The sequence below is a fragment of the Holophaga foetida DSM 6591 genome (genome assembly GCF_000242615.2).
Lineage (GTDB): Bacteria > Acidobacteriota > Holophagae > Holophagales > Holophagaceae > Holophaga > Holophaga foetida.
Genome location: NZ_KI912268.1, coordinates 1,542,100 through 1,565,581, shown reverse-complemented (window position 1 = coordinate 1,565,581; position 23,482 = coordinate 1,542,100). Strand labels below are relative to the sequence as shown.

The following is a 23,482-nucleotide window of genomic DNA, read 5'->3' as shown; positions in this document are numbered from 1 at the left end:
CATCGACATTTGATTCATCCGGCCATCCTGCATATCCTGTTCAAAGTTTTCCAACAGGATATGCAGGATGGCCAGGATAAAAGCAGAAGCCTGATGAACTGCCCTCAAAATAAGTCTGCAATGCTGTATTCGGAAAATGCTTGTGGTTGAATGTTCTGAGACTTGGTTGATGGCTGAGCTTGTATTACTTTGGTAATGTATTACCTTGGTAATATGACACGGAGGGCTCCATGGCCACCCATCCTTTTATGCCGGATCCACCGAAAAGACCCAACGCTCCGCGCACTCGCCTGACTTCCCAGGGGCAGACCAGCATCCCTGCTGAGGTGCGGAAGGCCCTGCACATCGAGCCGGGGACGGAACTAGTCTGGACTGTGGTGGCCGGGCATCTTGTGGTGGAGCCGGTCCGGGAGACTACGCTCAGGGATCTTCAGGACGCCCTCAAGCCCTCTGGTGCCAGGCTTTCGGTTGAGGACATGGATGAGGCGCTCCGGGCGAGATTCCGGGGGCGGAAATGAGGGCTGCCGATACGAATGTCCTGATCCGTCTGATCGAACAGGATGATCCGGCCCAGCTTGCCCTCGCCGAATCCGCCGTGGCGGAAGGTCCCCTGTGGGTATCCCTCCTGGTGATCCTGGAGATGGTCTGGGTGCTGGAGGCCGGGTACGGGCGCTCCAAGCCGGAAATCACAAGGGTGCTGGACATCCTCACCAGCAACCGGGACCTGGTGCTGGAGGCCCCGGAGCTTGTGCGGGCGGCCCTGGATCTCTGGGGGAAGGGGACGGCTGATTTCTCGGACTACCTGATCCTGGAGGCGACTCGCGCAGCAGGACACTCGCCTCTTCTCACCTTCGACAAACGGCTCGCAAAGGCGTCTGGGGCTCAGAAAGTATAGATGGCCGACACCCTTCCCATCCTCCCCCTCTCCGCCAAGGTCACTGCCCTCCGGGGGGTGGGACCGGTCTATGCCACGGCCTTCCAGGAGGCTGGGATCGAGACCCTGCGGGATCTGCTCTGGTCGCTGCCTTACCGCTATGTGGACCGGGGTTCGGTGCGGCCCATCGGGGAGCTGGACCGCTGGCACAACCACGCCACGGACCGGGACCTGACCACGGTGATCGGGACCCTCAAGGCCATCCGGCAGACCACCACCAGGATGCAGCGCATGGCGCTGGTGGAGGCCGTGGTCGAGGACGGCACCGGGAGCCTGCGCCTCGTCTGGTTCAACCAGGCTTACCTGACCCGGGTCCTGCGGGCAGGGGACCGGGTGCTGCTCTTCGGGAACCTGGCCCTGGGGCGCCACGGTCTGGAGATGCGGGGGCCTTCCGTCGAGGTCCTGGGGCGGGGGGAGGAGGGTGAGGAGGATCTCTGGGTCCGCCGCTTCCTGCCCCTCTACCGCAAGCTGGGGCCCATTCTCGGGCGGACCCGGGGCCGGATGGTCCAGGATGTCCTGCGCCGCCTCCATCCGCCCCAGGACTGGCTTCCGAGCGACCTGGCCAAGGGCCTGCCCAGCACCATGGACGCCCTGATCCGGCTCCATCAGCCCCTGGATGACAGTGACCCCGGGGATCTGGAGGCGGGCACGACCCCCGGCCACCGACGCCTCGCCTCAGAGGAACTCTTCGCCTTCGCCCTGGGGGTGGCCCTCCGCCGGGCCGGGCGCCTCAAGCGCCGGGGCCTGGTGGTGCCCACCAGCGAGGCGCTGAGGGAGAAGTTGAGGGCCTATCTTCCCTTCCATCTGACGGGGGCGCAGCGCACCGCCTTCAAGGAGATCGTGGGGGACCTCACCTCGGGGGGCGTCATGAACCGGCTCCTCCAGGGGGATGTGGGCTCCGGCAAGACCCTGGTGGCCTTCCTCTCCATGGCCATGGTGGCGGAAACCGGCGGCCAGGCGGCCCTGCTGGCCCCCACGGAGGTCCTGGCCCGCCAGCATGCCCTCACCTTCCAGCGCCTGCTGGGGGAGGAGTCCCCCCGGCTCCAGGTGCTTCTGGGGGCCATGAAGGCGGCGGAAAAGCGCCAGGCACAAGCCCGCATCGCCTCGGGGGAGGCCCACTATGTCGTGGGGACCCATGCCCTCTTCCAGGAATCCGTGAGCTTCGACCGGTTGCAGCTGGTGGTGGTGGACGAGCAGCATCGCTTCGGGGTGAAGCAGCGGGAGGCCCTCAAGGGGAAGGGGGGCGATCCTCACTGGCTGGTGATGAGCGCCACCCCCATCCCCCGCAGCCTAGCCCTGGCGGTCTTCGGGGATCTCGACCAGTCGGTGCTGGACGAACTCCCTCCCGGACGTCAGCCCATCACCACGCGGCTCTTCGATCCCGACGATGCCGAGCGGGCCTGGGACCTGGTGGAGCGCCAGCTGGACGCCGGGCACCAGGCCTTCGTGGTGAGTCCGGCCATCGACCCCCAGGACGAGACCAAGGTGCCCCTCCGGGATATCCAGGCCATGGAGGGACTGCTCCGGGGCCGCTTCCCCGGCGTATCCATCGCGGTGGTCCACGGTCGGCTCAAGACCGACGAGCTGACCCTGCGCATGCAGGCCTTCGTGAAGGGCGAGGCCCGGCTCCTCCTGGCCACCACGGTGATCGAGGTGGGGGTGGATGTCCCCAATGCCTCCGTGATGGTGGTGGACCACGCCGAGCGTTTCGGGCTTTCCCAGCTCCATCAGCTCCGGGGGCGGGTGGGGCGCGGTACCGCCAGGAGCCATTTCCTCATGATCAGCGGGAGCGAGACCGAGCGCCTCAAGGCCCTGGTGGAGACCCAGGACGGTTTCCGCATCGCCCAGCGGGATCTGGAGCTGCGGGGACCCGGCGAGTTCTTCGGCACCCGGCAGTCCGGTCTGCCTCAGTTCCAGGTGGCGGATCTGGTGCGGGATCGCGCCCTCCTCGCCAAATGCCGAGAGGCGGCGGACCGCACCCTGGCCCATGGTCTCAGCGAGGCCCAGATGGCCTGGCTTCGTCAGGAACAGGCCCGCCTGAGGCTGGCGGAGATCAGCTGATACCGATTTGCCGTCAAACGTAGCGTAATCGCACACTGGGATATAGCTGCAAATCTTGAACTTAGCAACCTTTGTCAACATGTGTGTAAATGTTTAATTAGTTTATCCTGCCCATCCGTGCGCCACGAAAGGCGCGAACTCTTCAGGAGGGATATGAGAACTGACTGAGGAGGGTGCTGAGCTGCACAGAAGATGGGGGTGGGCCCCCCGGGGTCGGGCTGCAGGGTCAGACTCCAAACCGCCGGTCGCTGCGCAGGGGTGACAGCCTGGGTGGTGAGCGGAACCGGAAAAGGCGGGTTTGAAGCCGTCAGGTGGGACCAGGGAAGGCGAACGTGAGTGAACCGCTGATGAGGCGTCGAGAAGGAATGCAAGTCATCGAAACCAGGCTCCGGATGAAGTCCTGGGATGAAGCCCGGAAGGGACCTGTTTACGGTCCGGGCGGTGACCGGCGTAAAGGCGGCGCGAGCCCTGGTCAGGCTTTTGTGCGGAACGTGGGAACCGAGCGTCCCGATGGCACCATTCGCCGTGAGGCGAATAGGACGGCATGGCCGACAAGGCCATGGCCGCCCGAAGGGCGAGGGCCAAAGGTCCGAGTCAAGGGAGGAGCCCGAGGGGAAGTCCCCCGAAGGGTGCGAGTACCGATGCGGGACGCCGGGGCGGACCGATCCGTAGTAGTGCTGAGGCCCGGCAATGCGGGCGGAGCGAAGGGATCGGCCTGTCCAGCTTCAAGCGCAGTTCAACCCATCGGGGGAAGAGGCTGTGACTGAAGCAAAGCCATACGAGATTTCCAGAGAGCAAGTCGCTCAGGCGTGGCGCGTGGTGAAGGCCAACCGGGGAGCGGGAGGGGTGGATGGTCAGACCCTGTCGGCTTTCGAGAAGGATCTGGAGGGTAACCTCTACAAGATCTGGAACCGGATGTCGTCGGGGAGCTACTTTCCGCCGCCCGTCCGCCTGGTGGAGATCCCTAAAGGGGATGGCCGGATGCGGCCGTTGGGTATCCCGACGGTGGCGGACCGGGTGGCGCAGATGGTGGCCAAGCAGGTGCTGGAGCCGTTAGTGGAACCGGTATTCCACCCGGACTCCTACGGCTACCGTCCGGGACGGTCGGCTCTGGATGCCGTGGGCAAGGCGAGAGAGAGGTGTTTCCGCTTCGACTGGGTGATTGACTTGGATATCAAGGGATTCTTTGACAATCTGAGGCATGACCTGATGCTCAAAGCGGTAAGGCACCACACGGACCCGGAACCGGGCCTGAAGTGGATCCCCCTCTACGTGGAGCGTTGGCTGAAAGCACCGCTGCAACGGGAGGATGGAACGCTGAAGGAGCGGACATCGGGGACGCCGCAGGGTGGGGTGGCAAGCCCAGTGCTGGCCAACCTGTTCATGCACTACGCCTTTGACGCGTGGATGGTGCGGGAGTTTCCCAAGGTGCCATTCGAGCGCTATGCCGATGACGCGGTGATCCACTGTGTGAGCTTGGCGCAAGCCGAGCTCGTGCTGGAAGCGGTGCGGAGGAGGCTGAAGGACAAGGGGCTGGAGCTCCATCCAGACAAGACGCGGATCGTGTATTGCAAGGACGATCGGCGGGGGGGAGACCATGAGCCATGTTCCTTCGACTTCCTCGGCTACACGTTTCGGAGGCGGTCAGCCAAAGGGCCAGCGGGAAACCTGTTCGTGGGTTTCCTCCCCGCGATGAGTGAGAAGGCGAAGCGGCGTATCCGGGAAGTGATCCGGAGCTGGCGGTTGGCCACGGCCATGAACACCAGTCATCTGGAGGAAGTAGCTGCCCGGATTAACCCCGCGATACGGGGATGGGTGGGCTACTACGGGCGTTTTTATCGCTCGGAATGCCTGGATATACTGAATTACCTTAACTTGGTCTTAGCTCGGTGGGCGAAACGGAAGTTCAAACGGTTCCATCGGAACTGGATGGCGGCCTACCGCTGGTTGGGGGGAGTATCCCACCGACAGGACACGCTGTTTCACCACTGGAGCCTGGGAATTCGTCCGAAAGGCTGGACAGGACGAGCCGGATGAGGTGAGAGTCTCACGTCCGGTTCTGTGAGGGCGCGGGGGGGCAGTTCCCCCGCGCTACTCGACTGTCTATCCTGTTGAAAAGCTTTAAACAGGATAGACAGGATGGGCAGGATAAAAGCAGAAGGGCAATAAACTGCTATGAGAATTGGGATCAGCAATATCGTTGAATTAAGTGTTTTTAATTATAAACGCTTCCGCAATGTCCCCTCACCTTCCATTTCTTTGCCGTGAGGTGCCCGGCTTCCGGGTATCGGGTCTCATGGAGATTTGCGGCCTGCGGGTCCGAAGACTCTATGGTTGACGGCAGTTTCGTATGAGGCGGTCTGATCCCGTCAGAATAGAGGGCATGGAGTCCCTCACCCTTTCCCCTTCGCATTTCACAGAACACCTCCTGGCCGCCAACACCCTGGATCCGCACCGTTTCCAGGCCTGGGCTCTGGCGCCGGGCATGGGGATGGGGCAGCGCGAGACCTGGTGGGGGAGCCTCAAGCCCCGCCCCATGCTGCACGAGGGGGTGGATCTGTGCTGCTACTTCTCGCCAGGTGGGGAACTCCACCTTCTGCCGGAGCGGGTTCAGGTTCCGGCCATCTTCGATGGGGTGGTGGTCAAGCTGCTTCCGGATTACCTGGGGAGCTCCATCTTCATCGAGCACGAGGTGGAATCCGGCGTGCTCCTCACGATCTTCGGTCATACCCTGCCTCGCCCGGATATGGCGGTGGGGTGCCGACTCCGGGCCGGGGAATGCTTCTGCGCCATGGCTCCCAGGAGGGTCTCCAGGACCGCTCCCCATGCACACCTCCATCTGACTCTGGCCTGGAGTCCTGAGCCCGTGATCTATGAGGGGCTGGACTGGTCCAACATGGGGGACGGGCGGCGGGTGCAACTCCTGGATCCGGTCCCGGTCCTGGGGGCACCTTGTGAATTATTGGAACTGGATACGTTACGCAATTTGAATTGAAACTATAAATCCGTCAGATAAGCTGTTGCTTTTGGAGTTTCCCGTGTTTGGTCAGCGTACAGCCATCTTCGTCCGAGAGCATGCTTCCCTGCTGAAGCTCCGGGATACCTATGATCTCCTGGAGCCCGAGACCCAGTCCATCCTGGGGCAGGCCAAGGACGAGCCCGCCTCCTGGGCCAAGTGGTTGCGCCTGGTGGTGCAGAAGACCATGCTCCCCACGACGGTCAATGTCTACTTCGGGGCCAACCCTGCGCCGGTTCTGAGCGTCCACAAGCGCGCGGCCCTGCTTCGCACGCGATTGGAGATCCGGGACGGTGCGGGGCGCCCCTTGGCGGCACTCCAAAGCAAGCTTTTCACCATCGGCGGCTCCTTCCGGATCATGGACCCCTCGGGGCAGGAGATCGGCGAGTTCAAGGGGAACTGGAAGGGCTGGGACTACTCGGCCACGCTCCAGGGACAGGCCATCGGCATCGTCACCAAGAAGTGGGCCGGGGTCCTCAAGGAGGTCTTCACGAATGCGGATCAATACCTGGTTCAGGCCCAGCGAGCCGAACACCTGCCCCTGATGCTGGGACTGGCCTTGGCGGTGGACCTGGTCTACAAGGAGCGGCAGAGCTAGCCGATCTCCGAAGGATTCAGCAGCCTGCGGGTGATCCGGTCCTTGAGGGGATCCGGGACAAAGCCGCTGATGTCGCCTCCCATCGAACCCACCTCCCGCACCAGGCGGCTGGAGATGATGCTGTACTCCTCCTTGGGCATGAGGAAGAGGGTCTCCAGCTCGGTGTGGAGCTTGCGGTTCATGAGGGCCATCTGGAACTCGTACTCAAAGTCGCTGAAGGCCCGGACGCCGCGGATGATGCACTGGGCGTTGGTCTGGCGGGCCAGGTCCACCAGGAGGCCGTTGAAGGTGACGACTTCCACCTTGGGGTAGGCGGAAGTCAGTTCTCTCAGGAAGCCTGCGCGTTCCGCCACGCTGAAGGTCGGCTGCTTGGAGGGGTTGTGAAGCACGGCCACCACAAGGTGATCCACCAGCTTCTCGGCGCGTTGGATGAGATCCCAGTGGCCCATGGTCACTGGGTCGAAGGAGCCTGGATAGATGGCCTTGAGCACGGGGTCTCCGATGAGGTTTGACCGCTCAGGATACCGCAGTTGAAGATGCAGTCCCCATGCGCTTTCCCACCGGGTAATCTTGAAGAGCCATTTGTGCGTGATGAAGGAACCGCCATGTCCCAGCGTCTCACTGTCGGCCTGCTGTTCGGGGGCGAAAGCCCGGAACACGAGGTCTCCATCGTTTCGGCCCGCAGCATCGCCAAGCATCTCGATCCGGCGCGCTACGACGTGAAGCCCATGGGCATCGCCCGCAATGGGGTATGGACGGTCCTGGGGGATCCCTTCGCCCGCCTATCTGCTGCAGAGACTCCCGAACGGGGCCGCTGTCCCTTCCTGCCCCTGGAGGCCGGTGCGGAGGAAACGCCGCTGCCGGATGTCTTCTTCAATGCCATCCACGGGGCCGGGGGCGAGGATGGTCAGCTCCAGGGCTACCTGGAGGCCCTGAATCGTCCCTACACCGGAGCCGGGCTGCTGGCCATGGCTGCGGGCATGGACAAGTGGATCACGAAGCGCATCTGGGAGTCCGAGGGCCTCCCGATCGGTCCCTATGTCGGGCTGACTGAAGAGGGCTGGCGCAAGGATCCGGAATCGATCCTTCGTTCCATCCGGGCTCTGGGACTGCCGGTCTTCGTAAAGCCCGCCAACACAGGGAGCAGCATCGGTATCCAGAAGATCAAGTCCCTGGAGGCTTTGGCGGACGCCATTGAGGACGCTCTGCACTTCGACCGCCGTATCCTGGTGGAGAAGGGCCTGGATATCCGGGAGATCGAGGTGGCTATCCTGGGTGGGGATGACCCATTCGTAAGCGTGCCGGGTGAGATCCTCGTAGCGGGAGAGTTCTACGACTTCCAGGACAAGTACCTGGACGGCAAGAGCAGCTGCCAGATCCCGGTGGACCTGCCTGGGAGCCTGGCCAGCCGCATCCAGGGCTACGCTCGGGCGGCCTTCCGGAGCCTGGACGCCTATGGCATGGCCCGCATGGATTTCTTCCTGGAACGGGGCACCAATCGGATCTATCTGAACGAGATCAACATGATCCCGGGTTTCACCAGCATCTCGATGTACCCCAAGCTCATGGAGGCCTCGGGGATCCCCTACGGCGAACTCCTGACCCGCCTCATCGATCTGGCCCAGGCTCGCCACCACCAGATGGCCGGGAAGCAGAAGACCTTCCAGAGCGGCAGCGACTGGTACGCCTAGTTCCTGGTAGGCGGCTTCGCTCCCCTGAGCAGCTCCGCGACCTCCTCGGCCCGGGTCCGGGTGGCCTCGTCTGAGAAACGGGCCTCCCTTGCCCTGTCTTCGGCCCGCTGAAGAGGGCTCTTCCCGGCCCCGCTGCGGTTGGGATCGGCACCTGCCGCAAGAAGGGCTTTGATGGCCGGGAGGTTCCCCCTGACCACCGCCCGGTCCAGGGGGGCGAGGCCTTCATGGTCGGCGATGCCCGGCTTCGCACCGTGAGCCAGCAGGATGCGGGTCATGCCCGCCTGGGTCTCGGGTGAGGCCCCGGTCCAGACCCACAGATGGTTGAGTGGCGTTTCGCCATCCATGCTCATTGCGTTGGGGTCCGCCCCACGGGACAAGAGAAGCTCCATCAGGGGCCCGACCTTCTCCAGGCTGAAGGGGGGGAGCTTGTGGAGGGCGGTTCTTCCGTATTTGTTGGCTCTCCGGATATCCGCGCCCTTCTCCAGAAGGAGTTGGAGATAGGCAAGCGGTGCCGGAGCTCCAGCGGCTTCCAGGAGAGGCGTGTCGCCTTCCCGGTCCACCACGTCCACGTCCTTCCCCGAAGCCTCCAGGACGAGTCTGAAAGCTTCGAGGGCCCCGGGAGAGGAGCAGTAGTAGGCAGCGGCCACAAGAGGCGGGTCGCTGGCTCCTGTGGCAGCCAGGGACGCGCCATGGCCCAGGAGCTTCCTCACCAGATCCGGGTTTCCCCCGATGATGGCGCGGAGCAGTGCTGGCTTCTGGTACTGGCTCCCGTTGCTCCTGTTGGGGTCAGCACCTGCCTCCAGTAGTTGGATCGCCCAGTCATTCTGCTGGGTTTCTAAGCACATCTGGAGGGCGGTGAGCTGGTTGGGCATCAGATGATTGATTTCCCTGGGGTGGGCTTCGAGGGCCTGCTTGAAGGCCCTTCCGTCTTCGTCTTCGATGGCGCGGAAGAGGGCCTGCCTCGGGTGGCATTGGTCCGCGTCCAAGCGGGGGACTTCCAGCTTGGACAGCAGCCGCTTCTTCATGGAGGGCGAGAACCCATGGGGCAGCTGGGAGAGGGCAAAGAGGCGATAGTATTCCCTGGCCTGTTCGCGGCAGTTCTGGCGGTCATACCGGCACCAGGGATTCCCGCCGCGTGCGAGGGTGTCGAAGACATCCGCCAGGTTCAGCAGCGCGGCCTCCCGATGAGGATCCATCCGGACCACATGCCGGAGCATCAACCCGGCATCCCAGGTGTTCTCTGCCCCCCCGACGAGTGCCATGAAATACGCAAGATCGTTCAGCTCGGGGACGAGGTTGCCCGGGATATCCTCCCAGTTGAGGTTCGCGAGTCTGGGTTCCAGGAGCTCGAGTGCGGCTTCGGCGGCCTTGGCTGCACCCTTTTTCCTCATGGCATGGAAGCGCTCCTTGGCCTCGAAGATGGCTTCTCCAAAATCCGGCCAGTTGGTGCTTGGGTCCTGGTCGAAGCTCATGCCTCCCTCGGTGAAGGGAATGGGTCTGCCCTCCCTGGACACGGGAGGGCTCTGTTCCCAGCGGGTCTTCACTTCGTTGCGGATCCGGGCATCCGGCTCGATATCGGCGTTTTTCCAGACATGAAGCGTGCCTGGGTCCGACTGGTGGAAGCTGACGAGCTGGTGCCCAGGGAGAAGGAGCCAGTGGGAGGCCGCGGGGGCCAGCGCGGAGGGGAAGCACAGCACCAACGCATCGGGACCGAAGGGGCGGAAGAACGGCCTATGCGTCCGGTCACCGAGCGGGGGGTTTCCCTTGATCTGGATTGGAAAGGAGCGCCAGACCATACGCTGTGACTCGTCGAATTCGTTCAGGAAGGCCCAACGTGTCCCGAGGAGGCTCAAGGTGATGAATCGCCTGGGGCCCGTGGGACGCCAATGGCCGTCCAGGACCACTTCCGGCGCGGGATGCTTCAGCTGACGGATGACGCTCCGCCGACTCACGTAGCCGAAATCAATGTCGAAGCTCGCCCGGCTCGGTAGGTGTCCTGCCAGGCAGAGGAGGAACCATGCTGCGACGACTGTCCACCTGATCATCGTGGTTCTCCTGTCACGCCATTGGATTCGCCGTGCCCTGGAATGTTCGGGAGGGGGCATTCCCCTGGCCAGGCTCATTCGATTCACAAAGTAGCATGAATGGATTCTGAGGTGCCGCTTTCTCATGGCGTGAGCAGCAGAAGTCCAGATACTTGCTTGGGAGCCTTCCGGACATGGATCGTCAGACACCCTTTTCCTGTCAAAAAAGGTTCGTGGCTCTATCTGCTTCCCTGGAGGGGCGGACCACGGATCCGAAGGTGCTGGGGCTGAGCCTGGAGCCCGACCGGGATCCTGTTGTCCTGGTGGTGGACGACGTACCCAGCAGTCAGCACCTTCTTGCCTCGATCCTGCGGGATCGCGGCTATCAGGTGCTGACCGCCAGCGATGGCCCGATGGCCCTGGAGCGGGCGCGGACGATGCTTCCGGATCTGGTGCTCCTGGATATCGAGATGCCGGGCATGGACGGCTACGAGGTCTGTCTCCGCCTGAAGGCCGAAGAGGCCACCCGGGAGGTTCCGGTGGTCTTCATCACGGCCAAGACCGGAACCGAGGACATTGTCCGGGGCTTCCGCTGCGGTGGCATGGATTATGTGACCAAACCCTTTCATCCTCTGGAGCTCCTGGCCCGGGTCCACACCCATGTCACCCTCAAACGCACCCGGGACAGGGAGCGGGAACTCTTCCATGCCCTCCAGGCGAGTCAGGGACAGGTAGACGCCCTCAGCGATCTCCTTCCCATCTGTGCCAAGTGCAGGCGGGTGCGGAGTGAAGATGGTGCATGGCAGAGCGTGGAGGACTTCCTTCAGGAGCGCGCCGAAGTGCGATTGGCCCATGGGCTGTGTCCGGATTGCATCGCCCAGGCCTGATGGGTCTTGCGGAATTTTAATGCGATCGCCTCGGCGGCCCCTGATATGTCTCCTCAGCGCTGGTCCTCCTGGCATCCTGGAGGGATGTCCCAGGAAACCTCCCGCCTGAAGCTGCCCTCCCTGCCCGCCGTGATGATCTTCGGTTTCGCCTCTGGCCTGCCCCTGGCCCTGACGGCATCGACGCTCCAGGCCTGGCTCCAGGGGGCCGGGGTGGATATCCGCCTCATCGGTCTCCTCTCCTTGGTAGGGCTGCCCTACAACCTGAAGTTCATCTGGAGCCCCTTGCTGGATCGCTTCTCCCTTCCGGTTGGCGGGCGGCGGCGGGGATGGATCGCCCTTTCCCAGCTGGCCCTCGGGTGTTCACTGGCGGCCATGGCCTACGCCGATCCCGCCCGGAGTCTGGTGGGCCTCTCGCTTCTGGCTCTGGCCGTGGCCTTTTTCAGCGCCAGTGCCGATATCGTCATCGATGCCTATCGAACCGAACTCCTGGAGGAGAGACAGGCGGGACTGGGGGCGAGCTTCCACGTGGGGGCTTACCGCTGCGCCATGCTGGTGGCGGGAGCCTTCGCCCTTTGGCTCTCGGACCATGCCTCCTGGAAAACGGTGTATCTGGCGATGGCTGCTCTCACCCTCCCGGGGCTCTTCCTGGCCTTTCTGGCGCCGGAGCCCCCCAGGGGCGGAGCGCCTCGGACCCTGCGGGAAGCGGTGGTGGAGCCCTTCCGGGATCTTCTGCTTCGGCGTGGAGCCTGGGAGGTGCTGCTCTTTGTCGCCATCTTCAAGCTGGGGGACATGTTCGCCACGGCGCTGACGGTGCCCTTTCTCAAGGACCTCGGGTTCACCAATACCCAGATCGGGGTGGCCACCAAGGGGGTGGGGCTCATCAGCCTCATCGTGGGGGGGGTGCTGGGGGGCTTCCTCATGCGCCGATGGACCCTGCGTCGGGCCCTGATCACCTTCGGCCTGGTCCAGGCTGTGGCCAACCTCCTGCCCCTGGCCCTTTCCCTGGCGGGTCACAGCCACCCCCTCATGCTGGCGGTCCTCGGGGGCGAGAACTTCTGCTGGGGCCTGGGCACCACGGCCTACACGGCCCTGCTGATGCGCCTTTGCGACCTGCGCAATACCGCCACCCAGTACGCCGTGCTCTCAAGCCTCATGGCCCTCTCCCGCACGGTGCTGGTGGCACCGGCGGGGTGGATCAAGGCGGCGGCCGGGTGGCCTGGCTACTTCATCTTCGCGGCCTGCCTCGCGATTCCGGGCCTCCTGCTGCTCAAGCGTTTCGATCGCTGGCAGCTGCCGGATCAGGCCTAACTACTTCAGCGGAAACACAGGGCTGCCGTTGGCGGGCCAGAACTCGTGGTTGGAGAACACCACCTTCAGCTCCCACTTCTGGGGCTTGTCGGTCTTCATCCACTGGCCGAAGGCGATGGGGCCGCGGCTGAAGTGGTCCTCATCGAACTTGACCCGGTGGCGGATGGTGGGGAGGTCGGTCTTGCCCAGGGCCGCGTTCACTTTTTCCGGCTCCAGAGAGCCTGCCCGCTGGATGGCGTCGGCCAGCACCTGGACACTGGCATAGCCGGTACCGATGGAGGGGGAGACGGGTTTGCTCTTGGCCTTGCTCCAGCGTTCGGCCAGAGACTGAGGGGTGGTGCCGTTGATCCCCGGCGCATTCTTGAGGGAGGGATCCCACCAGACCTCTGTGCCCAGCCCCAGGGGAAGCTCGCCACCCAGGGCGGCGATATCAGAGTGGAAGAGGGCAGCCCGGCTGATGGTGGCCATCTTGGGCTTCAGGCCCTGGGCCTGGGCCTGCTGCCAGGCCTTGGCGAAGAAGGGGCCGGGGCAGTTGCCCATGAGGATCTCCACGCCCGCCTCCTTCCAAGCCTGGATCACGGGGGAGAAGTCCGAGGTCCCCATGGGCAGGAGTCCCAGCTGGCGATCAAAGCCCACGACGGTGTAGCCGAGGTTCTGAAGGGCTGCACCCATGCTGCTGTAGGATTCCTTGCCATCCGGATCGTCGGATGCCAGAAGTCCCAGTTTGCGGTTCGTCTGGGTTCCGCAGATCTCCAGCATCTTGGCGAAGGTATCCATGACGGTGTATCCGGGGACAGCCCGGAAGTCTCCACGCTCGGCAGGTGTGCTCACCGCGAAGGAGCCCGTGGCCCAGGTGAACTGCCACTTGGTGGGTGATTCCAGCCTCTGGGTGACCCATGGCTCGTAGATGCCCACCGAGGTGATGTAGGGCACCTTGTGCTGGTCGGTTACCTGGGAGACGCCGCCGTGCATGACGGGAGGCTCGTCCCCGCTGACGATGAAACGGACCTTCTCGCTGGAGATCAGCTTTTCGGCCAGGGAGGCGGTCTTGGCCGGGTCGCTTTCGTCATCCACGGCCACCAGCTTGAGGAGCATCCGGGTGTTCCCGACCATGACGCCGCCCTGCTTGTTGATGTCCTCAATCGCGGCCTCGGCTCCGAAGAGGCCACCTTCGCCGAACGGGGCGTACGGGCCTGTCTGGGCCTGGATGAAGCCAACCCGGATCTCCTTGTCGGAGGACTTGTCGCAGGCCAGGTTGAGGGTCAGGAGCGCCGTCAAGGCGGTTGTGATGGCTGATGCTTTATTCATTTTTACTCCTGTTATTTAATAAATTTATTATTTAGATTCAAAATTTTCCAATCTTGTACGGCGGATTGCCTCCGTGACCATTGTGGTGATGAGCTTTTTTATGATACCAGGGTGATGTGTATTGCATCAAGTGATGGAATATCACTATTGAGCTTCGTCCACCTTTATTTCCCCTCGGCCTTCTGCCGATGACAGGGAGGATCGGAGGGAGGCCATGTTCGAATCGGCGGAACTGGGGCATCGCATCGAAAAGGCGTCCTGGGATCGGGAGGTTCCGGGTCTCCGGGCGGCCCTGCTGGATGCCCAGTACGATCTGGCGGCGGCCAAAAAATTCCCTGTGGTCATCCTCATTGCCGGGGTGGACGGGGCCGGGAAGAGTGCCGTGGTCTCCACCCTCAACGAGTGGATGGACCCCCGCCATATCCAGACCAATGGTCTAGACGAGCCCACGGACGAGGAGCTGGAGCGTCCCTACATGTGGCGCTACTGGAGGTTGCTGCCCCCCAAGGGCAAGATCGGGATCTTCGACGGGAGCTGGTACAGCTGGCCGATACTCCAGCGGGCCTACGGCAAGATTTCGGGCGAGCGTCTGGATCAGGACATGGATCTCGTCCGGCGCTTCGAGCAGATGCTGATCGATGAGGGGGCTCTGGTCCTCAAATTCTGGATGCACCTCTCCAGGGAGGCTCAGAAGAAGCGTCTCAAGAAGCTCGAGGCTGACGAGAATACCCGCTGGCGGGTCACCCCCCGGGATTGGCGCCACTTCAAGCTCTACGACACCTTCCGGGAGGTCTCGGAGCGGGCCCTCCGCGACACCAGCACGGGGCAGGCCCCATGGATCGTGGTGGAGGCCACGGATGCCCGATACCAGAAGCTGACGGTGGGCAAGGTCCTCCTTGAACAGCTGCGGGCCCGGCTGGACAACACGGCCCAGCCCCGCGCCCAGGTCCAGGCACCCCCGTCCATCGTCTCCATTGATGGCGTGAACATCCTCCAGAAGCTGGACCTCTCCAGGAAATTGGAAAAAGCGGACTACGAGAAGCAGTTGGAGGAATTCCAGGGGGAATTGAACCTCCTGACCCGTCACAAACGGTTCCGGGATCACAGTGTCATCTGTGTTTTCGAGGGGCAGGATGCCGCAGGGAAGGGAGGCAGCATCCGGCGCATCACCCAGGCGGTGGATGCCCGTTTCTGCCGCATCCAGCCTGTGGCCGCCCCGACGGAGGAAGAACGGGCCCAGCCCTACCTCTGGCGCTTCTGGCGGCATATCCCCAGGAAGGGACGCCTCCTGATTTTCGATCGCTCCTGGTACGGCCGCGTGCTGGTGGAGCGGGTGGAGGGCTTCTGCTCCGAGGCCGACTGGATGCGGGCCTACAGCGAGATCAATGATTTCGAAGCCCAGATGGCCAAGAGCGGCACCATCCTCCTCAAGTGCTGGCTCGCCATCAGCAAGGAGGAGCAGCTGCGCCGCTTCGAGGAGCGCCAGAACACCCAGTTCAAGCGCTTCAAGATCACCGAGGAGGACTGGCGCAACCGGGAGAAGTGGGATGCCTACGAGGCCGCCATCTGCGACATGTTCGACCGCACCTCCACCGAGATCGCCCCCTGGACCCTGGTGGAGAGCGAGGACAAGCTCTACGGGCGCATCAAGATCCTGAAGACCTTGTGCCGGAGGATTGAGGAGGCTCTTTGATACCCTGTATCCATGAGCCTACGCACGAAGGTCGAACTCTACTGTGATGGATCCTGTCTCGGAAACCCCGGCCCCGGTGGCTGGGGCTACATCCTGCGGGTCCAGACCCCCACGGGGCCCAAGGAAAAGGAGGGTTCGGGCTGGGAGCCCGGCACCACCAACAACCGCATGGAGCTGATGGCCGCCATCAAGGGCCTCGAATCCCTCTCCCGTCCCTGTGATGTGGAGATGTTCTGCGACAGCCAGTACGTCGTGAAGGGCATCCAGGGATGGCTGGCGGGCTGGAAACGGAACGGATGGCGCAAGGCCGACAAGCAGCCCGTCATCAATGTGGAGCTGTGGCAGGCCCTGGATGCCCAGCTGGCCAAGCACCGCGTCGAGGCCTTCTGGGTCCGGGGGCACAATGGCCACGCCGAGAATGAGCGGGTGGACCAGTTGGCCCGGAACGCCATTCCGGCTCAGGCATGATTCCTCTGCTTCTGGTGGCATGCATGACGGGGCTCATGTCCTGTGGAAGGGATGGGGCCATCCTGGCTGGGACGCGATGCCGTGACGCCTCCGATTGGCGCCCTCCCGCGACAGACCTCCTGAAGGACTCCGTTCATCACGCGCGGATGAAATTCGAGAATGAAGCGCCACCCTACCCCTGCTATTCCCCGGCTCAGAGTTGTCAGATCGCGGAGAACATCCTGCTCTGGCAGAACCCGGATGGCGGCTGGCCCAAGAACAAGGACTGGTTCCGGGTTCTTGGGGCGGCTGAGAGATTCTCCATCGCTACTGGACGGAACGCCAAGGCGAATCTGAGCACCCTCGACAACGGTGGCACCTGGACCCAGCTTGCCTACCTGGCGCAGGTGCGGCGGCACACCGGAAGTCGCGTCTACGATCCAGCCCTGCGCCGGGGAGTGGAATACCTTCTTTCAGCACAGCGTGCATCCGGCGGATGGGTGGGGAGTGATGTCGATGCCATCACCTTCAACGATGGGGTGATGGTCGGCGTGCTGGGCCTATTGAGGCAGATCTCTGACGGCTCGATGCAGGATGTGGTTGATCCACAGCTCCTGGCGCAAGTGAACCGGGCTTATGCGAAGGGCCTAGCGTGCCTCCTGCGCTGTCAGGTGCGTCTCGACGGTCGATTGACTGGGTGGGCGCAGCAGCATGCCCATGCAACATTCCTTCCCGTATGGGGGCGCCGCTTCGAGCCTCCAGCCCTGGCGACACGGGAGACGACCGAGGTCGTCGCCTTCCTGATGGAGCAGAAGCCCGCATCCCCGGAGGTGGAGCAGGCTCTCCGTGGTGCCCTGGCATGGCTGGCGTCGGTCCGGTTGGAGGGGTGCCGCCTGGTGACCCGCCCGGCTGAGCTGGTTGAATACAAACACCACATCAGCGGGACGGACTGTTTCCTGGTCAAGGAGTCGGGCGCACCCCCGCTCTGGGCGAGGTTCTACGACCCTGTCACTCGCAAGCCTGTGTTCTGCTCACGCGACGGGGTGATGCTTGAGCGCTATGAGGATCTTACGCGGGAGAGGCGAACCGGATACGAGTGGTTCGGCGATTGGCCTTCAACGGTCTTGAATGAGTCTCTCCCTCATCGCCAGGTGCGTCCATGAACCCAGTGTCACCGATCCTGCTCCGGGGGAAGTCCCTCTCCTGGCACCTTTCCTACATCCTGCCCCTTCTCTTCGTCGCCATCGTCGCGCTGATCTGCTGGAGGCTGCCCAATTTCGAGTTCAGTCCGGACGAGGGAGGCAACCTCATGAAGGCGGCTCTCCTGAATCATGGCTACCCGCTCTATGCCGAGACATGGAGCGATCAACCTCCGCTCTTCACCCACCTCCTCGCCTTCCTGTTCCGGCTTGTCGGTCCTGGGGTCCTGGCCGCCCGTCTGCTGGTCGTGTTCTTCTCCGGGTTGCTGCTCTGGGGTGCCTTCCAGTTCCTGCGTGTCACGAACGGGATTCCCGCAGCGGTGGGCGGCGTTCTGCTCATCGCCTGTCTTCCCCACTACGTCACGCTCAGCTTTTCCGTGATGATCGGCCTGCCCGCGCTCGCCCTGGCGGTCCTGTCCCTGGCGGCATTCGCCCATGGGCGCCGTCGGCGTCGACTTGGCTTCCTGGCCCTGTCTGCTGCGCTCCTGGCGCTTTCCGCCTTCATCAAGGGGTTCACGCTGACGCTGCTGCCGGTGTTCGTGGTGGGGCTGCTTCTGGATCGGGAAGTCGGCTCACTGCGTCAGCGCATGACCATGATCCTGGTCTGGGGGGCTGTCTTTGCAGGGGTAGCCCTCGCAACCGCATGGCTGCTGATGGACCTCTCAAGCCTGCGGCAGCTTCTGAATCCCCATGTGGCCGCCCGGGACGTGCCCTTGTACCAGAAAATCACCTTGGACAAGGCCCTGAAGTCTGCCCGCTATCTGCTTGTGCTCGCGGTCGCGGGGGTGGGGATGGCCTGGTCGAGGCGGCACACCGCCGCGATCTACCCCGCGCTCTGGGCGATGGTGACGACGCTGATCCTCTCCTTCCATCGTCCGGTGTGGTTCCATCAGGCCCTGCTCGTCACACTGCCTGCCGCGATGCTGGCTGCGGAGATCTTCAATGCCGGCCCGTGGTTGAGAGCCCGTCTCGCGGGCGGATGGAGCGGATGGAGGATGAAAAAGGCCGCTCTTGCCCTCGGGCTTGTTGTCCTGGTCCTCGTCGGGGCGCAGATCCAACGCACCTACAGCAGTGCGGTGCACTGGGTGAAGGATGAGAGCCAGGCCGAACGCCTGGAGGACATGCGGTTGACGGCCCTCATGGCCCAGCGTGCCAAGGCCACGCGCTGGGTGGTGACGGACCGCCCGATGTATGCCTTCCGGGCGGGTCTGCTGGTGCCTCCGGAGATGGCGGTCCTTTCGCACAAGCGCGTGTCCGTGGGCCTCTCACAAGGACAGTGGATGATGGACTGCCTCATGCGATATCAGCCGGAACAGGTGGCCCTGGTGTGCTTCCCCTGGCCAGAGGTGAAGCCTTTCCTGGAAGCGACTTATGTTCCGGTGCCCGGGCGGGATGGCAGGACGCTGTTCCTGAAACCGTGAGCGGCCAGGGGGTTCATCGATCTGCCGTGACCTGGACGCATTGCGACTCGGCGTCAGCATAAAGGGCGAAGCCTCCTGAGGGAGGCTCGGCCAGGTGCACCAGGTCGCTCCACTTTCCGGCGCCGGGCAGCAGATCTACGAGTCGGTTGGGCATGCTGAGGATGGACGCCTCGTCGATGACATTGCCCTCCTTCTCTGGGAAGAGCGCGAAATACAGCATGTCGGCTTCCACCAGTTCGTTGATGAAGTGCGTGCCGAGCGACACATCGGGCACGAGGTTCTCGTGCATGGCCACGATCTCGCAAAGGGCCGCAACATTGTTGATCTCGGCAAAGGCCACCGGGATTCCCAGCCAAGGATCACGTGTTCCCCAACGTCCGGGGCCAAGGAGCAGGAGGGTATGCCCTGAACTGGCGCGGTTGATCTCACCGATCAGGCGCGCCACGCCGAAGCGGTCGGCCTGCTTGAGGCTCCCATAGCGTGATGGAAGCACGTAGACGATCCGGTCCGGTTTGATGAGGCGGCTAGGCCCGATCACGGCACCCTGGGCTTCGACGAGGCGACGGGCCTCGCTGGAGGGCTTGATGATGGCTCCGGCCTCCGCCACGCGCACCTGCATCGGTCGACATTGAAGGATGTTGATCCGGTAGCCATCGCCGGGAGTCACATTGAGTGCGAATTCGATTTCCACCGGGTGCTGATAGGCGGTGTGCAAGGTTCCCAGCACCGTCCGCATGTCCGACACGAAGGCCGTCCCGTCGATGAGTCCATCAAAGGTGAGGAAGGCTGGGCGGTCCGGCTGCTCGCGGGACGTGAACAGGGCTTCGGGGAAGTGGGCGGATTGGCTCGCGATTTCGGCGAAGGGGCCACTGATCACGGTGTTGGTTTCGAGGTCCAGGGCGTCCATGCGGCGTTGGGCATATCTGGCGATGGCGCCGAAGTTGGTTTCAGGGCGCAACTGCGGGGCATTGAGGGCGACCAGGCGTGTGTAGTCGTCGTCTGCGCGGTCCACGGCCCGGGTGCCCAGCCCCGCAACCAGGCGGACCACGCCAGCGTGGGTGTCGATGTCCGGGTTCCAGCGGTAGGGGTTGAACGAGAGCCCCACGCCGGCGGCGTGAGGGTGGAAATACCGGCCGCCAGCGGTGCCGGAAACGCGCATGATCAGAAGCGCCATCTGCTCGTGGGATTCGAGGAGTCCGCGGCGCTGGCGATAGCGCAGGGCTTGTTCGCTGAGGGTACTGGCGTAGACCTGGCGGATGGCGTTGAGGAGATCAGCCATCCGTTCTTCGCGGGTGCCCCGGTTCGCGCAGAATATGCTGACGTACTGGCCAGCGAAGGCGTTGCCGTAGTGATCCTCAAGGCGTGAGCTGGAGCGCACGATGTAGGGCCATTCTCCGAAATAGTCGAGCATTCCGGCGAACTGGCGCAGGGTGGGCTGGGTGAAGCTTCCTCCCATGATGCGTTCGTGGGCTTCATCGAGCTGCTTCAGGAAGGTTTCCGGTTCGCGCTGCTGGCGGCGGATCCACCACAGCCCATTGGATACGAAGAACGTGTCGAAGACTTCCGTGCCGACGTAGAACGAATCGTGCGCTTCCAGGCGGGCGTGCAGCGTCGGTTGATCGCGGCGGAGGATGGCGCGCGCCAGGAGCATGCCCTGGGCCTTGCCACCAATGGAGCCTGCGCCGATCATGCGGTCTCGCACTGCGATGAGGTCATCGAGGCTGAGATAGCGGTGGAGCATGTCGTTCATTCCCGCGTCCTCGGGAAAGAGCAGGCGGAAAAGAAAGTCACAATGGCTCGCTTCAGCATCTGGGTCTGACTTGCCCATCCTCCGCTTGCCGACCAGTTCGCGAGCCGCTGAAAAATGGCGCTGCCAGTGGCTGACGCCCATTCTGTCCTCAAGGCCAAGCCAACCGGAGCCGGCCAGTATCTCCGCCAGGGTCCCGCTGTCGACGACGGGGCGGAAACGGTCGCCAGCCTCCCAGGCGTGGATCAGGTTCATCGCTGAGGCGGAGCGGTGCTGGACCTTGATCGGCTTGATGTAGTTGCGTCCCTGGCAACGGAATACATCAAGCAGATATTGGGTCGTCTCGGTGATCATCTCCATGCCCGCAGGGGCATGGCGATTCCGGTAGACCGCAAAATAGGTGACGGTGTCCAGATCGAAAAGGCGCGGGCAGGTCAGGCGGAAGAAGTTTCCCATCATGCGATCCGACTGCCACACTTCTGCCAGATCGGAGAGGCAGTCGAAAACGTACATGGTCTCCCGACCCGCCGCCTCGATCACGGTATGGATCTGATCCACGAAAGCATCGAAGCCGTTTTCCGGCGATGCGAGATGGATTTCCGCATTGCTGGTCTCGTCGAACAACGCCGGATGCCCGGCAAAGCGGAAATAGATCAGCCGCCGTCCCTGCGCCTGGGCGGCGCCTGCGTAAGGGGTGACGAGGGCCAGGTATTCGTCCAGTGACTGGATCTGCCAGACGAGGTTGTCGCCGGGCTGCACCCCATGCAGGACTTCATCAAGTCCTGGGAGGCCGGTGGTGGGATGGAAGAGGGGGGAGGTATTCATGGCATCAGGGTGTCGCCATCACGTGCAGCGGATGAGCATGGAAGTAATCTATCCGAGGTGTGGAGGATTGGATGTGGATAAAGATGCTGTGGTGGCCTGTCGCCGCTTGGCGCTAGGCTAGCACTAGCATCCCGCACACCTGATCACCAATTCGGAGGCATCTCGATGTCGAACGATACGAGTATGCAGGTGGACGGCGTTGATATGACTCATGTCGATTTTGTCCCGCCGAGGCGGGTGCCATCCTACGCCACATTAGTCCTGAACCTTCTGAGGCAGGACTCGGATTCCAAGCGGAGCATCAAGAACCGCCGACTGAAAGCAGCCCTCAACCCGACCTACCGCCTTGATGGGCTGATGGGCTTCATGAATGACACTATGGATTGATCATGCGTCCGCCGTGCCTGCTGCTATCCTCAGGCATAGGGGCTGAAAAATAGGGTCACCCATAGCAACAGCAAGGCTGGATTACCCTAGGGTAAAAGCTCACTTTTAGGGAAAACGCGGGTTTACGGCAAGGGAGAAAGCAATGAGATGGTTGCGATTATTGGGAAGGCTACGCGCTACCAGTCTGCTATGGCCCGGTTTTATTTTTACGTTACTTTTGTCCGGTTGTGGCGGCAACGAAACGGCAGGCAGGAGATGTAAATCAGATCCTCTGACTTCAATCCAGATTGTTGCTGATTACTCGACCATTGCCGCGCATACATCCACCACGCTTAAGGTAACAGGTGATTTCTCCGGTCATTACAGCCGTGACATAACCGATCAAGTGGTCTGGTCAAGCAGTTCGCCGCAAGTGGCAGGTTTTGTCACCGCGTCATCTCCCAACAGGGTGAGCGGTCTCACACCAGGAACCGCCGACCTGATCGCGACCGTTGGGAGTGTTTCGAACACCTACACATTAACGGTAAGTTCGGCCACAATCACTTCCATAACGGTCACCCCTGCAACTCCATCGGTTCCCAAAGGCTTGACAATACAACTTTTGGCAACCGGTACCTTCTCGGATGCCACGACTCAGGACATCACCTTTGATGCGGGCTGGGCTTCGTCCGACCCTGCCGCAGCTACCGTCAGTGATGCCGTCAGCAACAAGGGCCTTATCCAGGCCTTGGCGGTCGGCTCGGCCACGATTAGGGCAACCCTTGACAGTGTCCCTGGCAGTACGCTGCTGACGGTCACTGCGGTGGAACTGCAATCGATTAGTGTTACACCGGCTGATGCTACGGTATTCGGTTTTTCTGTAAACGTTAGTATGAAAGCCACCGGTACTTATTCCGATGGAACGACTGCTGATATTACGGGCATGGTTACCTGGAATTCGTCACTTCAAAGCGTCGCTACGATCACCACTACTGGAGGAACTGCAACAACCGTTGCAGCGGGAACGACCTCAATCAGTGCTGCTCTCGACGGTATTAACGGGAACACAAATCTCACCGTAAAACCTCTGTCTAGCATGCTCCGGGTATCACTGCCATCTGACTCTTAATGCCGAATCCAGGTCATTAGTCGGCTGTTGTAGGCATTGAGGTTCTTAATATGAAAGGTTTTCCAACCCGCCCGCGCTGAGGTTATCGGGTTCGTGGGTCAGGCAGAGAAGGGCCTTAGCAAAGGCTGCACATACTGGGCCCCCAATGATCAGCGGGGACATGGCCTTTACGATTGATGGCAAACGGGCCTCACACCGTGATGACCACGATCTCCGGGTCCACTTCCTTCTAGAGGATGCCCTCGATGGCCATGAGGGTGCCCGTGAGGCCCGAGGGGCAGGTCATGCAGGCGGCCCCCCTGGTGAGCGATTGGCCGAATCATGATCACTGTTTTCGTAGGTGCTGATTGGTGTTGAACGAAGCCGCTCCGCGGCGGGGGTGGCGCCGTGTGGCGGGCCCGCGCAGTAAGAAAGCTAGCAATTCCATGTAAATGAAGGCTCCTTGGTCATCGCGATGTTGACGCATCGCCAGACGACTGTCAAGCGACATGAAAATTAACCCACCCGGCGACACGAATATTGACCCCCTTGTTGTATGAGCCCGTGGGGTGTCTGGAGCGTAGGCCGTAGGCCGAAGCGGAGGACACCCCACTGGGTGCGGCTCAGGTGGTGGCCGCTGGCACCGGGGCCGGGACGATCCCGGCTCGGCGCTTCTCCCGCAGGCGGTAACTCTCGCCTTTGATGGTGATGATGTGGCTGTGGTGCAGCAGTCGGTCCAGGATGGCGGTTGCCAGGATGGTATCCCCGAACACCTCGCCCCACGCACCCACTGGCTGGTTGCTGGTGATCATGAGGCTCGCCCCGCTCATATCTCCGGTTCACGAGCTG

19 protein-coding genes and 1 pseudogene are annotated in these 23,482 nt (G+C 62.6%); 15 read left to right on the top strand and 5 right to left on the bottom strand.

Features of this window, described 5'->3' with window-relative positions; translation table 11 throughout:
* The first annotated feature begins 230 nt into the window (after window positions 1–230).
* The 6 genes from HOLFODRAFT_RS19830 to HOLFODRAFT_RS0206775 all read left to right on the top strand — a co-directional run bounded on the left by HOLFODRAFT_RS19830 (window position 231) and on the right by HOLFODRAFT_RS0206775 (window position 6,609).
* Window positions 231–518 carry an AbrB/MazE/SpoVT family DNA-binding domain-containing protein gene (locus tag HOLFODRAFT_RS19830; protein WP_005035753.1) on the top strand — a complete coding sequence of 96 codons (288 nt, stop codon included), beginning with the start codon at window positions 231–233 and terminating at the stop codon, window positions 516–518.
* Window positions 515–895 carry a PIN domain-containing protein gene (locus HOLFODRAFT_RS0206795; protein WP_005035754.1) on the top strand — a complete coding sequence of 127 codons (381 nt, stop codon included), beginning with the start codon at window positions 515–517 and terminating at the stop codon, window positions 893–895. The genes HOLFODRAFT_RS19830 and HOLFODRAFT_RS0206795 overlap by 4 nt, the downstream gene beginning before the upstream one ends.
* A complete protein-coding gene (gene recG / locus HOLFODRAFT_RS0206790; protein WP_005035755.1) occupies window positions 896–2,995 on the top strand; it encodes an ATP-dependent DNA helicase RecG in 2,100 nt (699 codons plus the stop codon).
* 759 nt (window positions 2,996–3,754) lie between these two features.
* Window positions 3,755–5,032: a group II intron reverse transcriptase/maturase gene (gene ltrA, locus HOLFODRAFT_RS0206785; RefSeq protein ID WP_026939119.1), complete on the top strand. Its 1,278-nt coding sequence runs from the start codon at window positions 3,755–3,757 to the stop codon at window positions 5,030–5,032.
* Window positions 5,033–5,378: 346 nt separating this feature from the next.
* Window positions 5,379–5,990: a hypothetical protein gene (locus HOLFODRAFT_RS0206780; protein WP_005036418.1), complete on the top strand. Its 612-nt coding sequence runs from the start codon at window positions 5,379–5,381 to the stop codon at window positions 5,988–5,990.
* A gap of 43 nt (window positions 5,991–6,033) precedes the next feature.
* Window positions 6,034–6,609 (top strand): phospholipid scramblase-related protein, encoded by a 576-nt coding sequence (locus HOLFODRAFT_RS0206775; protein ID WP_005036420.1) that lies wholly within the window; start codon window positions 6,034–6,036, stop codon window positions 6,607–6,609.
* Here the strand turns inward: HOLFODRAFT_RS0206775 and coaD are convergent.
* Window positions 6,606–7,100, bottom strand: coding sequence for a pantetheine-phosphate adenylyltransferase (gene coaD / locus HOLFODRAFT_RS0206770; RefSeq protein ID WP_005036422.1), 495 nt, complete (start codon window positions 7,098–7,100; stop codon window positions 6,606–6,608). The genes HOLFODRAFT_RS0206775 and coaD overlap by 4 nt on opposite strands.
* Before the next feature lie 114 nt (window positions 7,101–7,214).
* Between coaD and HOLFODRAFT_RS0206765 the strand changes: the two genes are divergently transcribed.
* Window positions 7,215–8,300 carry a D-alanine--D-alanine ligase family protein gene (locus HOLFODRAFT_RS0206765; protein ID WP_005036424.1) on the top strand — a complete coding sequence of 362 codons (1,086 nt, stop codon included), beginning with the start codon at window positions 7,215–7,217 and terminating at the stop codon, window positions 8,298–8,300.
* On the opposite strand, the gene HOLFODRAFT_RS0206760 is transcribed toward HOLFODRAFT_RS0206765, so the two are convergent.
* A complete protein-coding gene (locus tag HOLFODRAFT_RS0206760) occupies window positions 8,297–10,345 on the bottom strand; it encodes an ankyrin repeat domain-containing protein (RefSeq protein ID WP_005036427.1) in 2,049 nt (682 codons plus the stop codon). The two genes, HOLFODRAFT_RS0206765 and HOLFODRAFT_RS0206760, sit on opposite strands and share 4 nt — an antisense overlap.
* 212 nt (window positions 10,346–10,557) lie before the next feature.
* Here HOLFODRAFT_RS0206760 and HOLFODRAFT_RS0206755 point away from each other — a divergent pair, with 212 nt between their 5' ends.
* Together HOLFODRAFT_RS0206755 and HOLFODRAFT_RS0206750 are read left to right on the top strand one after the other, a co-directional pair.
* A complete protein-coding gene (locus HOLFODRAFT_RS0206755) occupies window positions 10,558–11,211 on the top strand; it encodes a response regulator (protein WP_052572493.1) in 654 nt (217 codons plus the stop codon).
* An 84-nt stretch (window positions 11,212–11,295) separates the two neighbouring features.
* Window positions 11,296–12,519 (top strand): AmpG family muropeptide MFS transporter, encoded by a 1,224-nt coding sequence (locus HOLFODRAFT_RS0206750; RefSeq protein ID WP_005036432.1) that lies wholly within the window; start codon window positions 11,296–11,298, stop codon window positions 12,517–12,519.
* On the opposite strand, the gene HOLFODRAFT_RS0206745 is transcribed toward HOLFODRAFT_RS0206750, so the two are convergent.
* Window positions 12,520–13,827, bottom strand: coding sequence for an ABC transporter substrate-binding protein (locus HOLFODRAFT_RS0206745; RefSeq protein WP_005036434.1), 1,308 nt, complete (start codon window positions 13,825–13,827; stop codon window positions 12,520–12,522).
* A 214-nt stretch (window positions 13,828–14,041) separates the two neighbouring features.
* Between HOLFODRAFT_RS0206745 and pap the strand changes: the two genes are divergently transcribed.
* Genes pap through HOLFODRAFT_RS0206725 form a run of 4 tightly spaced genes read left to right on the top strand, consistent with a single transcriptional unit; the run spans window position 14,042 to window position 18,587 of the window.
* The gene (pap, locus tag HOLFODRAFT_RS0206740) at window positions 14,042–15,520 is read left to right on the top strand and encodes a polyphosphate:AMP phosphotransferase (RefSeq protein WP_005036436.1); all 1,479 of its coding nucleotides are present in this window, start codon (window positions 14,042–14,044) and stop codon (window positions 15,518–15,520) included.
* Between the two features lie 12 nt (window positions 15,521–15,532).
* A complete protein-coding gene (gene rnhA, locus HOLFODRAFT_RS0206735; protein ID WP_005036438.1) occupies window positions 15,533–15,988 on the top strand; it encodes a ribonuclease HI in 456 nt (151 codons plus the stop codon).
* Entirely contained in the window at window positions 15,985–17,130 is a 1,146-nt protein-coding gene (pelA, locus tag HOLFODRAFT_RS0206730; protein WP_005036440.1) for a pectate lyase, read from the top strand. The genes rnhA and pelA overlap by 4 nt, the downstream gene beginning before the upstream one ends.
* Window positions 17,127–18,587, top strand: a complete 1,461-nt coding sequence (locus tag HOLFODRAFT_RS0206725) for a glycosyltransferase family 39 protein (protein ID WP_005036444.1) — start codon at window positions 17,127–17,129, stop codon at window positions 18,585–18,587. Before pelA ends, HOLFODRAFT_RS0206725 begins: the two co-directional genes overlap by 4 nt.
* A gap of 13 nt (window positions 18,588–18,600) precedes the next feature.
* Here HOLFODRAFT_RS0206725 and HOLFODRAFT_RS0206720 read toward each other — a convergent pair whose 3' ends face one another.
* The gene (locus HOLFODRAFT_RS0206720; RefSeq protein WP_005036446.1) at window positions 18,601–21,159 is read right to left on the bottom strand and encodes a PEP/pyruvate-binding domain-containing protein; all 2,559 of its coding nucleotides are present in this window, start codon (window positions 21,157–21,159) and stop codon (window positions 18,601–18,603) included.
* 204 nt (window positions 21,160–21,363) lie between these two features.
* Between HOLFODRAFT_RS0206720 and HOLFODRAFT_RS0206715 the strand changes: the two genes are divergently transcribed.
* Entirely contained in the window at window positions 21,364–21,546 is a 183-nt protein-coding gene (locus HOLFODRAFT_RS0206715) for a hypothetical protein (protein WP_148300379.1), read from the top strand.
* Between the two features lie 142 nt (window positions 21,547–21,688).
* Complete coding sequence (locus tag HOLFODRAFT_RS23880) at window positions 21,689–22,654, top strand: Ig-like domain-containing protein (RefSeq protein ID WP_005036450.1); 966 nt, start codon at window positions 21,689–21,691, stop codon at window positions 22,652–22,654.
* A gap of 602 nt (window positions 22,655–23,256) precedes the next feature.
* Here the strand turns inward: HOLFODRAFT_RS23880 and HOLFODRAFT_RS0206710 are convergent.
* Window positions 23,257–23,482 (bottom strand): annotated as a pseudogene (locus HOLFODRAFT_RS0206710) (ATP-binding protein); the annotation flags it as partial.